Origin of the sequence: Elioraea sp. (assembly GCF_022842375.1) — a bacterium.
Taxonomy (GTDB): Bacteria; Pseudomonadota; Alphaproteobacteria; order Acetobacterales; family Acetobacteraceae; genus Elioraea_A.
In genome coordinates this window covers 18088-30379 of record NZ_JALHPR010000037.1, presented here as the reverse complement: position 1 = coordinate 30379, position 12292 = coordinate 18088, and the positions used below count along the sequence as shown (strand labels likewise).

At 70.4% G+C, this 12292-nt stretch carries 11 protein-coding genes; 10 read left to right on the top strand and 1 reads right to left on the bottom strand.

Features of this window, described 5'->3' with window-relative positions; genetic code table 11:
- From Q0C38_RS20810 to thiD, 9 genes are all read left to right on the top strand, one after another.
- Positions 1–551 (top strand): cell envelope integrity protein TolA (locus Q0C38_RS20810; protein WP_291299054.1); only part of this gene is annotated, 551 nt, incomplete at its 5' end.
- A 76-nt stretch (positions 552–627) separates the two neighbouring features.
- A complete protein-coding gene (tolB, locus tag Q0C38_RS20805) occupies positions 628–2013 on the top strand; it encodes a Tol-Pal system beta propeller repeat protein TolB (RefSeq protein WP_291299053.1) in 1386 nt (461 codons plus the stop codon).
- Positions 2014–2210: 197 nt separating this feature from the next.
- Positions 2211–2675, top strand: a complete 465-nt coding sequence (gene pal, locus Q0C38_RS20800) for a peptidoglycan-associated lipoprotein Pal (protein WP_291299052.1) — start codon at positions 2211–2213, stop codon at positions 2673–2675.
- 161 nt (positions 2676–2836) lie between these two features.
- Positions 2837–3754, top strand: a complete 918-nt coding sequence (locus Q0C38_RS20795; protein WP_291299051.1) for a hypothetical protein — start codon at positions 2837–2839, stop codon at positions 3752–3754.
- A gap of 7 nt (positions 3755–3761) precedes the next feature.
- Positions 3762–4937 carry a tRNA lysidine(34) synthetase TilS gene (gene tilS / locus Q0C38_RS20790; protein WP_291299050.1) on the top strand — a complete coding sequence of 392 codons (1176 nt, stop codon included), beginning with the start codon at positions 3762–3764 and terminating at the stop codon, positions 4935–4937.
- Positions 4938–5105: 168 nt separating this feature from the next.
- Entirely contained in the window at positions 5106–7040 is a 1935-nt protein-coding gene (gene ftsH / locus Q0C38_RS20785; RefSeq protein ID WP_291299049.1) for an ATP-dependent zinc metalloprotease FtsH, read from the top strand.
- A 45-nt stretch (positions 7041–7085) separates the two neighbouring features.
- Positions 7086–8117, top strand: coding sequence for a dihydropteroate synthase (folP, locus tag Q0C38_RS20780; RefSeq protein WP_291299048.1), 1032 nt, complete (start codon positions 7086–7088; stop codon positions 8115–8117).
- Between the two features lie 119 nt (positions 8118–8236).
- A complete protein-coding gene (gene glmM / locus Q0C38_RS20775) occupies positions 8237–9631 on the top strand; it encodes a phosphoglucosamine mutase (RefSeq protein WP_291299055.1) in 1395 nt (464 codons plus the stop codon).
- Between the two features lie 11 nt (positions 9632–9642).
- Positions 9643–10464 carry a bifunctional hydroxymethylpyrimidine kinase/phosphomethylpyrimidine kinase gene (thiD, locus tag Q0C38_RS20770; protein ID WP_291299047.1) on the top strand — a complete coding sequence of 274 codons (822 nt, stop codon included), beginning with the start codon at positions 9643–9645 and terminating at the stop codon, positions 10462–10464.
- A 4-nt stretch (positions 10465–10468) separates the two neighbouring features.
- Here thiD and Q0C38_RS20765 read toward each other — a convergent pair whose 3' ends face one another.
- Positions 10469–11269 carry a hypothetical protein gene (locus tag Q0C38_RS20765; protein ID WP_291299046.1) on the bottom strand — a complete coding sequence of 267 codons (801 nt, stop codon included), beginning with the start codon at positions 11267–11269 and terminating at the stop codon, positions 10469–10471.
- A 142-nt stretch (positions 11270–11411) separates the two neighbouring features.
- Between Q0C38_RS20765 and Q0C38_RS20760 the strand changes: the two genes are divergently transcribed.
- The gene (locus Q0C38_RS20760) at positions 11412–12251 is read left to right on the top strand and encodes a PhzF family phenazine biosynthesis protein (RefSeq protein ID WP_291299045.1); all 840 of its coding nucleotides are present in this window, start codon (positions 11412–11414) and stop codon (positions 12249–12251) included.
- The last annotated feature ends 41 nt before the right edge of the window (positions 12252–12292 follow it).

The following is a 12292-nucleotide window of genomic DNA, read 5'->3' as shown; positions in this document are numbered from 1 at the left end:
CGCCCGCGCCCGCACCACCGACGCCGCCGCCCCCGGCCCCGCCGCCGCCGGCGCCGACACCGCCGACACCGACACCGCCGGTGACGACCCCGCCCGTGCAGCGCCCGCTCGAAGGCTCGACCGCGCTGCTGAACACGCTCGAGCGGCTCCGGCTCCAGCAGCAGCAGAACCAGCCGCCGCGCCCCGCGCAGCCTCAGGGTGGCGCGCCGCGGCCTGCCGGCGCGCCAGGCGGCACCGCCGCCACGCCAGGGCTCACGCGTGGCGAGATCGACGGGCTGTCGAACAAGATCAGCGAGTGCTGGTCGGTCGATGCCGGGATGATGGGGCTTGCCGATATCACGGTTGAGATGCGCGTGAGGCTCCGCCCTGACGGGTCGGTCGTCACCGTCACCCCGGCGCGCACCTATACCGGGCGCGAGCTGGTTGTTGCGGAACAGGCGCGGCGTGCATTGCTGAGCCCCCAGTGCAACCCACTGCCCATCCCGCGCGAGAAATTCAGCACGGTTGAAGCAAGCGTGTTCCGCTTCAGCCCGCGCGGTCTGGTGCGGTGACGGGAAAACGCGCTAGAGACGGCGCGCCCGCGATGCTGGGCTTGGCCTCCCCATGGCCGCTTGACCAGGACATACGATGAGCCTCATCCCCTCCGCGCCCCGCCTGCTTTCAGACCCGCAGGTCGATGCGCTCCGTGCGCTCTCCCTCTCCCGCCGCGCGATGCTCGGCGCCGGCGCTGCCACGCTCGCCGCTGCTGCCCTGCCAGGGTCGGCTGCCGGGCAGGGGGCGGTGATCGATATCACCCGCGCACGGACCGACCCGCTTCCCATCGCTGTCCCGGATTTTGCCGGGGCGACACCCTTCGGGGCGCAGATCGCGCAGGTGATCACGGCCAATCTCGGCCGCTCCGGCCTGTTCCGACCGGTCGATCGCCGCGCCTTCATCACCCAGGGGGCGGAGGCGACGCCGCGCTTCGCCGATTGGCGTGCCGTCGGCGCCCAGGCGCTGGTCACCGGCCGCGTCGAGCAGCAGGGCGAGCGCCTGCGCGTCGAGTTCCGCCTGTGGGACGTGTTGCCAGGCCAGCAGATCCAGGGGACGGCCTACACCACGCCCGCGGCCAACTGGCGGCGCATCGCCCATATCTGCTCGGACGCGATCTATGAGCGGCTGCTCGGCGAGAAGGGCTATTTCGACACCCGCATCGTCTACATCGCCGAGAGCGGGCCGCGCGACCGTCGGATCAAGCGCCTGGCGATCATGGACCAGGACAGCGAGAACCACCGCTTCCTGACCGACGGCTCGTGGCTCGCGCTCACGCCGCGCTTCCACCCGAACGTGGCGCAGGTCGCGTTCATGTCCTACCAGCGGAATGAACCGCGGGTGTATCTTTTCGAGATCGATTCCGGCCGGCAGACCCTGCTCGGGGCCTTTCCGGGCATGACCTTCGCCCCGCGCTTCATGCCGGATGGCAACGCGGTGCTGCTGTCGGCCATCAGGGGCGGGGATGCGAATATCTACGTCGTCGATCTCCGCACGCGCGCGGAACGGCGGCTGACGTCAGGCCCCTCGCTCGACGTGTCGCCGTCAGCCAGCCCCGATGGGCAGCAGATCGCCTTCAACAGCGATCGCGGCGGCAACCAGCAACTCTACGTGATGAACGCCGACGGCTCGAACGTCCGCCGCATCAGCTTCGGCCAGGGTCGCTACGCCACGCCCGTGTGGTCGCCGCGCGGCGACCTGATCGCGTTCACCCGCATCGCCGCCGGCAGCTTCGCCATCGGCGTCATGCGGCCCGACGGGTCGGGCGAGCGGATTCTCTCCGAGGGCTACCAGATGGAGGGGCCGACCTTCGCGCCGAATGGCCGCGTGCTCGCCTTCTTCCGCGAGACCCCGGCGCGGGATGCGCGCGGCACCGGCTATTCCGCGAGGCTCGTCTCGATCGACATTACCGGCTTCAACGAGCGGGCGATCCCGACACCGACAGACGGGTCCGACCCGGCGTGGTCGCCGCTGCTGCCTTGAGATCAGGCAGAACGGCGCGGCAAAGACGTGCCCGGGCGTGACGGAATCGTTGGTCAGCCATGCGTCGGCACGCATTTTCGCCGCAAATGCAAGGGACTTCTTGACCACGCGTGAACCGCGCGCTAGGTGCGCCGCGGAACAACCGACGCGGGACACGCCCGCGTCTTCATTCCGGATCCTAAGGAGATAGAAAACCGATGAAGATGAAGCTGCTGGGCGCGATCGCCGCCGTGGCGCTCGTCGCCGCCTGCGAGTCGACCCCGACCGAGACGAACACCGGGGCAGGGTCCGCGACCGGTCCGCGCCCGGGTTCGCAGGAGGACCTGGTCGTCAATGTCGGCGACCGCGTGTTCTTCGATTTCGACAGCTTCTCGGTGCGCCCCGATGGCCGCTCGACGCTGCAGCGCCAGGCCGAGTGGCTCGGCCGCTACGGCAGCGTGAACGTGCAGGTCGCCGGCCACGCCGACGAGCGCGGCACGCGCGAGTACAACCTCGCCCTCGGCCAGCGCCGCGCGAACGCCGCGCGTGACCTTCTGGTCGCGCAGGGCGTTGCCGGCGCCCGCGTCTCGACCATCAGCTTCGGCAAGGACCGCCCGATCGCGCTCGGCTCGAACGAGGAGGCCTGGGCACAGAACCGGGTCGCCATCACCTCGGTCCGCTGATCCCTTCGCCGTGATGTGTCGTCGGCGGCCTCCGGAAGGGGGCCGCCGATTGCATGTTTGGCATCGCATCCGCGTGCGGAACGCTTGCGCCTGCCCGCCGCGCGGCCTACCGCTTCTCGTCAGAGATGGGCCGAAGGCCCTCCGGAAGGGATGAGAGAGGCATGACAGCAGTTCCCGTCATCAGGCCGGTCGCCATCGCGCTGGGCCTTTTGCTCGTCGCAGCGATGCCCGCCGCGGCGCAGATCGAGAGCCGCGAGGCGATCGCGCTGCAGAACCAGATCCAGGAACTCCGCCGCGACCTCCAGGGGCTGCAGCAGGGCAGGGGGACCTCGGGCGGTTCGTCGATCGGTGCGCCGTCGCCGGCCTCGGTCGCCGGCGGCGGGGCCGGTCAGGCTGAGCTCCTCACCAGGCTGCTCGAGCGCGTGTCGGCCATCGAGACCGATCTTCGCCTGCTGCGCGGCCGCAGTGACGAAATGCAGAATTCGTTGCGCCAGCTGCAGGCGACGGTGGAGAAGAACGCCACCGACACCGATTTCCGCCTCCAGGAGCTGGAGAGTGGCGGGCGCCGCCCCGCCGGGCAGCAGCAGCGCCCCGCCCAGGGCGCCGCGCCAGCTCCGGCCCAAGGCCAGCAGCAAGCCCAGCAGCAGGCCGGTCTCCCCCGCCCGCCCGCGGCACCGCCCGCGGCGCCAGCAAACCGAAGCCAGCAGCAGATCATCACCGACGCGCAGGCCGCCATCCGCCGCCAGGACTGGGCAGGGGCGGAGCGGGAGGCGAACCTCTTCCTCTCGACCTACCCGCGTGACGGCAGGCTCGGCGAGGCGCACCAGGTCCGCGGCGAGGCCTTCTTCGGCCGGCGTGACTTCGCCCAGGCAGCACTGGCCTTCGATGATGCACAGCGGCGGCTCACGGGCAACGCGCAGCAGGACGCGCAGCTTCGCCTCGGCCAGTCGCTGGCCGGGCTGAACGAGCGTGCCTCGGCCTGCGAGGTGTTCGCGCGCCTCGCCTCGCAGCACGCCGGCAGCCTCAAGGCGGATGTCCGCGAGAGCCTGACGCGCGAACAGCAGCGCCTGCGCTGCTGAGGGGCGCGTGACCAGCAGCGCCTGCGCTGCTGAGGAGGCCACCCTCCGCTTCGCCGCGGCACTCGGTGCCGCCGGCGGGTGGGAGGAGCGTCCGCGCCTTGCCGTCGCCCTCTCCGGTGGCCCCGACAGCCTGGCCCTCGCGCTCCTGGCGCAGGGCTGGGCCGCGGCGCGCGGCGGGGATGCCATCGCGCTGATCCTCGACCATGGCGTGCGCCCCGCGGCACGCATCGAGGCGGGACTCGCCGAGGCCTGGGCGGTGGCGGCAGGGCTTGCCGCGCGCCGCCTCGCCTTGCCACCCGGGCAGCGACGGTCATCGGCCGCGCTCCGCGAGGCACGGCACGCGATGCTGGCCCGCGCCGCGACCGAGGCTGGCGCGCTTCACCTCCTGCTCGGCCATCACCTGTCCGACCAGGCGGAGACGGTGCTGATCCGCGCCCTCGGGCGGTCCGGTGCCGGGGGTCTTGCTGCGATGGCGCCGGTGCGGGTGACCAAGGCGGTGCGGCTCATCCGGCCGCTGCTCGGCGTCACGCCCGCGGCGATCAGGGCGGTGCTGCGGGAGCGCGGCCAGCCCTGGATCGCCGATCCGTCGAATGATCGAGGAGGCGGGCTCCGCGCCACGCTCCGCCACGCCATGGCCGATGGGGCGGGCGAGGGGGTGCAGGTGCGCGCCCTCGCCGACGCCGCGGCGTCGCACGCCGCCGATGCCGCGCGGCGATCCGAGGCCGTGACGGCCTTGCTCGCTGTTGCCGCGACCCTGCCGTGCGCAGGTGGCGTGGCGCTCGACCGCGCCCGCCTTGCTGCCGCCCCCCTAGCAGATCGCACCGCCGCGCTCGGCGCGGTGCTGAAGGCCGTCTCGGGCCGCGCGCTGCCCCCCGATGCGCGGGCATTGGCGCGGCTGGCCGCCGCCGTCGCGGCTCGTGCCGGCGCAATGACCCTCGGCGGCTGCCTCATCGCGCCGCGCGGCGATACATGGCAGGTCACCGCCGAAACGCGGCCCAGTACGCCATCGCCCGTCACGCCACTGCCCGTCGCGCCACGACGGGCCGTTATCCCCGGGCCCGTTACGCCAGGGCCCGTTACGCCAGGGCCTGTCGCGACGGTGGCCGAACCGGCGGCGGTGGTCTATGCTGGTCGCTTGAGAAGGACCTTGGAGGTCGTACCGCTCCCGCTATCGGTGCCGTGAAGGTATTGCCGGCACGACAGGGGATTGGAGAGCGGCCGCCCGGTACCATCTCAGATGCGTGGGGTCGGGATCATCCCGGCCCGCGCGTGATGGGTCGCCGTCCCGGACCACACCCTGCGACGTGATCGCAGCGGTGCTTCCCGGCGGCGCTTGGGAGAGAGCTCTCGCGTGAGCAACTTCGGCCGAAACCTCGCCCTCTGGGTGATCATCCTCCTGCTGCTGGTGGCGCTGTTCAACCTGTTCCAGCCATCGGGGCAGCGGACGATGGCGCAGCAGGTCGCCTTCAGCGACTTCATCCGTGAGGTCGACAGCGGGCAGGTGCGTGATGTCACGATCCAGGGGCGCATCGTCTCCGGCGTGCTGACCGACGGCCGCTCCTTCCAGACCTACCTGCCCGACGGCAGCAATGTCGTGCAGCGCCTGACCGACCGTGGCGTGCGCGTCGTCGCCAAGCCCGAGGAGAGCGACGTCAACCCGCTCTTCCACTACCTGCTGTCGTGGTTCCCGATGCTGCTGCTGATCGGCGTCTGGATCTTCTTCATGCGGCAGATGCAGTCAGGCGGCGGGCGTGCCATGGGCTTCGGCAAGTCGCGCGCACGGCTGCTGACGGAGAAGCAGGGGCGCGTCACGTTCGACGACGTCGCGGGCATCGACGAGGCGAAGGGCGAGCTCCAGGAGATCGTCGACTTCCTGCGCGACCCGCAGAAGTTCCAGCGCCTCGGCGGCAAGATCCCCAAGGGCGTGCTGCTCGTCGGCCCCCCGGGCACCGGCAAGACGCTGCTCGCGCGCGCCATCGCGGGCGAGGCGAACGTGCCGTTCTTCACCATCTCCGGCTCGGATTTCGTCGAGATGTTCGTCGGCGTGGGCGCGTCCCGCGTGCGCGACATGTTCGAGCAAGGCAAGAAGAATGCACCCTGCATCATCTTCATCGATGAGATCGACGCCGTCGGCCGCCACCGTGGCGCCGGCCTTGGCGGCGGCAACGATGAGCGTGAGCAGACGCTGAACCAGCTGCTGGTCGAGATGGACGGGTTCGAGAGCAACGAGGGCGTCATCCTCATTGCCGCGACCAACCGCCCCGACGTGCTCGACCCCGCCCTGCTGCGCCCCGGCCGCTTCGACCGCCAGGTCGTCGTGCCGAACCCGGACGTGAACGGGCGCGAGAAGATCCTCTCGGTGCACATGCGGAAGGTGCCGCTCGCCGCCGACGTGGTGCCCAAGACGATCGCCCGCGGAACGCCTGGCTTCTCTGGCGCCGACCTTGCCAACCTCGTGAACGAGGCCGCCCTGCTGGCCGCGCGCAACGGCAAGCGCGTGGTTGGCCACGCCGAGTTCGAGGCGGCGAAGGACAAGGTGCTGATGGGCGTCGAGCGCAAGAGCCTCGTCATGAGCGACGAGGAGAAGCGCATGACCGCCTATCACGAGGCGGGCCACGCTCTCGTCGCCTTCTCGATGCCCGAGTGCGACCCGGTCCACAAGGCGACGATCATCCCGCGCGGCCGCGCGCTCGGCCTCGTCATGTCGCTGCCGGAGGGTGACCGCTACTCAAAGCACAAGTCGAAGCTGCTCCAGGAACTCGCCATGGCCATGGGCGGGCGGGCTGCCGAGGAGGTGGTGTTCGGCGCCGACCGGGTGAGCAACGGGGCCGCCGGCGATATCAAGATGGCAACCGACCAGACCCGCCGGATGGTCACCGAATGGGGCATGAGCGACCGGATCGGCATGATCGCCTATGGCGAGAACAGCCAGGAAGTGTTTCTCGGCCACTCCGTTACCCAGTCGAAGAACCTGTCCGAGAGCACGGCGCAGGCGATCGACAGCGAGATCAAGCGCATCATCGACGAGGCCTATGCCACCGCCGTCCGTGTCGTGACCGAGCGTCGCGATGGGCTCGACAGCATCGCCAAGGCGCTGCTTGAGTTCGAGACGCTGTCGGGTGACGACATCCGCGGCCTGCTCGCGGGCGAGCCCGTGGTGCGCAAGCCGGCGGACGATACGCCCGCGCAGGACCTCCGCCGCAGCTCCGTTCCGACATCGGGCCGCGTGCCGAAGTCGGGCGGCGCACCAGGCGGGCTCGACCCGGCGCCGCAGCCGAACGGCTGAGGCCCGGGAGCCGAGGCCGAGCACAGGGTTTCGCCGCTGCAGAGGGTGTTCGTCGAACCGCTCGGGCTCTCGGCTTCGGCCATCCCGGGTGCGGTGGCGATCGGCGGAACCGGCCCTCGGTTCCGCCACGCGCTGCTCTGGCGTCGCAGCGCCGCGGGAGACAGTGCCGCCCCCTTCGATGTGACGGCGCCGCCCGACGAGGCGCGCGGCGCGCTCGCAGCGATCATCGCGCCGCGCCTGCCGCTTCTTCCAGGACTTCCAACGGGCCGCCCGCTCGTGATGGGCACGATCAACGTCACGCCCGACAGTTTTTCGGATGGCGGACGCTTCCTCGCGCCCGATGATGCAATTGCCGCCGGCGAGGCGATGATCGCGGCGGGCGCCGATCTCATCGATATCGGCGGCGAGAGCACGCGGCCAGGGGCTGCCCCGGTTCCACGCGCGGTCGAGCAGGCGCGCATCCTGCCCGTGATCGCGGCCCTCGCCCGCCGCGTGCCCGTGAGCGTCGACACACGCCACGCCGCGACGATGCGCGCCGCCCTGGCCGAGGGGGCGGCCATCGTCAACGACGTGTCTGCCCTCTCCCATGACCCCGAGGCCGCCGCCATGGTGGCTGAGGCCGGCTGCCCTGTGATCCTGATGCACATGCGCGGTACGCCCGAGACGATGCGCGGCCTGGCCGATTACCGCTGCGTCGCGCTCGATGTCACCGAGGAATTGGCGGCGCGCGTTGCCGCCGCCGAGGCAGCGGGCATCGCGCGCGGGCGCATCGTGCTCGATCCCGGCATCGGCTTCGCCAAGACGGCTGGGCAGAATCTCCTGCTGCTCGCGCGGCTTGGCGTGCTGCACCAGCTCGGCCGCCCCCTGCTCGTCGGGGTGTCGCGCAAAAGCTTCATTGGCCTTGTCGCGGGTATTGCCGATCCTCTGGCGAGGCTCCCCGGCAGCCTTGCGGCGGGGCTTGCCGCGATTGCCGCCGGTGCTGCCATCCTGCGGGTTCATGATGTTGCCGAGACCGTCCAGGCGCTCCGGGTCGGGGCGGCGATCGTGGCGGCGGCCAGTGACGCGGTTGCGGGATGACGGAATGGGAGCTTAACGCATTAAGGGCATAGCGCAGTGAGAACGTGACCGGCGCGTGCCCGCCATGGGATACTTACGTTTCAGAGAGGGATAGGACACGCATGCCAAGCATCACTCGCTTGCCGCAGACGCCGCCCCGACGCCGCAGGCTGTTCGGCACCGACGGCGTCCGTGGCAAGGCCAACCTGCCGCCGATGACGCCGGGCATGGCGATGCGCCTCGGCCAGGCCGCCGGCGTGCTGTTTCGCCGCGCCGCCGTCGGCGGCCACCGGCCGGTCGTCGTCATCGGCAAGGACACGCGGCTCTCGGGCTACATGATCGAGCCTGCGCTGACCGCCGGCTTCGTTTCCGTCGGGCTCGACGTGATCCTCGTCGGGCCGCTGCCGACGCCTGCCATCGCGATGCTCACGCGGTCGATGCGGGCCGATCTCGGCGTCATGGTCTCGGCCAGCCACAACAGCTTCGAGGACAACGGCATCAAGCTGTTCGGCCCCGATGGCTGGAAGCTCTCCGATGAGATGGAGCTCGAGATCGAGGCCGTGATGGACGATCAGGGCCTGCAGGAGCGGCTGGCCGATGCCCGCGACCTCGGCCGGGCGAGGCGCATCGACGATGCCGCCGGCCGCTACATCGAGACCGCCAAGGCCTCGTTCCCGCGCGGCCTCAGGCTCGATGGGCTTCGCATCGTCGTCGATTGCGCCAACGGCGCTGCCTACAAGGTCGCGCCGACCATCCTGATGGAACTCGGCGCCGAGGTGATCCGCCTCGGCGTCGCGCCGGACGGGTTCAACATCAACGACGGCTGCGGCAGCACGCGGCCGGAGATGATGCGGGCCGCCGTGATCGAGCACGGCGCGCAGCTCGGCATCGCGCTCGACGGCGACGCCGACCGCCTGATCCTCGCCGACGAGACCGGGGCCGAGGTCGACGGCGACCAGCTTCTCGCGCTGATCGCCGCCAGCTGGGCGGAGGCCGGCCAGCTCGCCGGCGGCGGCATTGTCGCCACCGTGATGAGCAACATGGGGCTCGAGCGGTTCCTCGCCGCGCGCAAGCTCGCCCTCCACCGCACCAATGTCGGCGATCGTTACGTCGCCGAGAAGATGCGCGCCGGCGGCTTCAATGTCGGCGGCGAACAGTCGGGCCACATGATCCTGTCCGATTTCGCAACGACGGGCGACGGCCTCGTCGCGGCACTCCAGGCGCTCGCCGCGGTGGTTGCGACGGGCAAGCCGGCATCCGCCGTGTGCCGGCAGTTCGAGCCGCTGCCGCAGAAGCTGCGCAACGTGCGCTACGCGCGCACCTCGCCGTTGACGGCGGCCCCCGTGAAGCAGGCGATCGCCGATGCCGAGGCGATGCTCGCCGGGCGGGGGCGCCTGCTCATCCGCAAGTCGGGCACGGAGCCGCTGATCCGCGTGATGGCCGAGGCTGATGACGAGGCGCTCGTCGCGCGCGTGGTCGATGAGCTGTCGGAATTCATCGAGCGCCACGTCGCCTCGGCGACAGCCGCGGAATAGGGCGTACCCGCATGAAGGGACGTGTGCTGATCGTTGCCGGATCGGATTCCGGTGGCGGGGCGGGAATCCAGGCCGACATCAAGGCCGTCACCGCACTCGGCGGCTTTGCCATGACGGCGATCACGGCGTTGACGGCGCAGAACACCTCGGGCGTCGCCGGCGTGCTGCCGGTGCCGCCCGACTTCATCCGCCAGCAGATCGCCGTCGTGCTCGACGATCTCGGCGCCGACGCGATCAAGACCGGCATGCTGCATGACGGCCCGACGATCATCGCCGTGGCGGAGGAACTTGCCGCGCGTGCCCGGAACGTTCCGCTGGTGGCCGATCCCGTGATGGTCGCCAAGGGCGGGCATGCGCTGCTGCTGCCAGATGCGGTTGCGGCACTCGCGCACCACATCGTGCCGATGGCGACCGTGCTGACGCCGAACCTGCCGGAGGCCGAGGTGCTCGCCGGAAGGCGGATCGGCGATGTCGCAGAGATGCGCGAGGCCGCAGAGGCGCTGCGCGGGCTCGGCGCCAAGGCGGTGCTGCTGAAGGGCGGCCACCTGCCGGGTGACCGGGTGACCGACCTGCTCGCGACCGAGGCCGGCATCGAGGCGTTCGAGAGCCCGCGCCTCGACACGCGCCACACCCATGGCACGGGCTGCACGCTCGCCTCCGCCATCGCCGCCGGCATCGCGCAGGGCCTCTCGCTCCGCGATGCCGTCATCCGCGCGCGCCACTACGTGCTTCTCGCGATGGCATCCGCCCCCGGCTATGGCCGCGGCCACGGGCCCCTTGACCATGCCGTGACGGTCGACCCAGCCCGCGTGGCCGCGCTGTTGCGGAGTTAGCCGCTCACGCCGCCTTGCGCCGACGGGCAATTGCGAGGCCGGCAAGCGCGATGGCAAACACGCCGAGCGCGCCAGGCGCGGGCACGGGGACGGGTTCGATGCGCGTGGCCTCTAGGAACATGTTGTCGGCGTAAACGGTGACTGAACTGAGCGGAAAACGGTCATCGGAGCTCGTGTTGGGAGGCAATTTTGGCAATACGACGAGCTGCATCGTTACCACGATGGGATCGGTTCCGGAGACCGAGAAGACGTCCTCGAACAGCTCAAACGGTTTCGCCCGGAAGATCGGGCCGCTGCCGGTGGTGATGCTGAAATCCGCCGGGGTGAATTCCTGGGGCGACAGGTCGATCCGCCCAAGCAGCGTGACGGGAAACGGTGCGACGCCGGTGAAAATCGAGAGGAACACGTTGCTCTCGTTGAGCACCGAAGACGTGCCGAGAGCATCCTGCCACACGAACAGGGCAACCTCGCCGCCGAATCGATAATCCCCCGGATTGAGCGTCACCGTCTGACTGAACGCGACCGGCTTTGGCAGGACGCCCTGCGGAATGGCGTCCTGCAGGGTCGTGACGTAGTTGCCCTTGCCAGCGCAACCGCTGCCGAAAAAGGTAGGGCAGGCGATCGCGACAACGCCGCCAGAGCCGTTGACGGCTGAAACAATCCAGTTGTCCGGCGAAAACTGGGGGAACTGCCCGCCAGTCGAAGTCACCTGCTCGAACGTGGAATTGATGAGGAAGTTCGCCTTGGCGCTGCCGGCGCCGACGATCAGAGACGCAGAAACGAAACACGCTGCTAGGATACGCATGTGCCTTGACCCCTCCCATGCCAGGCCCGAATTCTCCCCCGACGGCCTGGAGCAGAAGACGCTGGAGTCCGTATCGATTGGAGTCAAGATCATTCCGTGACCTTGATCGAGTGTGTGCACGAAACCTCGGAACGATACGAAAATGCACCTACCGCTGTATGTCATCGATGCCTTTGCGGACCGCCCTTTCGCCGGCAACCCTGCAGCGGTCGTCTTCCTCGCCGAATGGTTGCCCGATGCAACGCACCAGGCGATCGCCGCTGAGCATAACCTCTCCGAAACCGCCTTCCTGGTGCGCGAGGGCGCTGGCTGGCGCCTGCGCTGGTTCACACCGACGACGGAAGTCGCGCTCTGCGGCCACGCGACGCTCGCGGCGGCCTTCGTGCTCGCGACCGAGCGCGGCGAGGCGGGGCCCTTCTCGTTCGCCACGCGAAGCGGCACGCTGACCGTGACGCGCGAGGGACCGCTCTTCGTGCTCGACTTCCCCGCCGACCCGCCGCACCGCGTGGCCGACCCGCCGGCAGCGCTGGCGCGCGCACTCGGCGCCACGCCCGGCGAGGTGTGGAAGGCGCGCGACTGGATCTGCGTGTTCGACGACGCCACGGCGATCGCCGCGCTGGCACCCGACCACGCCGCAATCGCCGCCCTGCCGGACACCGAGACAGCGCCTGACGGCTCCTGCGTGGTCGCCACCGCGCGTGGCCCGGCACGCACCATCGCCACTGCGCCAGGCGAGCGGGGCGTCGACGTCGTCTCGCGCTACTTCGCCGCGAAGGTGGGCATCCCGGAGGACCCGGTGACGGGCGTGGCTCACACGCAGCTTGTTCCGTTCTGGGTGGAACGGCTTGGCCGCGCGCGGCTTCTCTGCCGCCAGGCCTCCCGGCGCGGCGGGTTGCTCACGTGCGAGATGGCGGGCGAGCGGGTGAGGATCGGCGGCAGCGCGCGGCTCTACGCGAGAGGCGAGATCAGCCTGCCGGACTGAGGCGTTCAGGTGGCGCGCCTCAGGTAACGTGCCTCAGGTAA

Coding starts and splice junctions, on each gene's coding strand:
- pal (WP_291299052.1), top strand. CDS start 2,211: ATGAAGATGAAGCTGCTGGGCGCGATCGCCGCCGTGGCGCTCGTCGCC.
- thiD (WP_291299047.1), top strand. CDS start 9,643: ATGAAGGGACGTGTGCTGATCGTTGCCGGATCGGATTCCGGTGGCGGG.
- tolB (WP_291299053.1), top strand. CDS start 628: ATGAGCCTCATCCCCTCCGCGCCCCGCCTGCTTTCAGACCCGCAGGTC.
- Q0C38_RS20795 (WP_291299051.1), top strand. CDS start 2,837: ATGACAGCAGTTCCCGTCATCAGGCCGGTCGCCATCGCGCTGGGCCTT.
- Q0C38_RS20760 (WP_291299045.1), top strand. CDS start 11,412: ATGCACCTACCGCTGTATGTCATCGATGCCTTTGCGGACCGCCCTTTC.
- Q0C38_RS20765 (WP_291299046.1), bottom strand. CDS start 11,269: ATGCGTATCCTAGCAGCGTGTTTCGTTTCTGCGTCTCTGATCGTCGGC.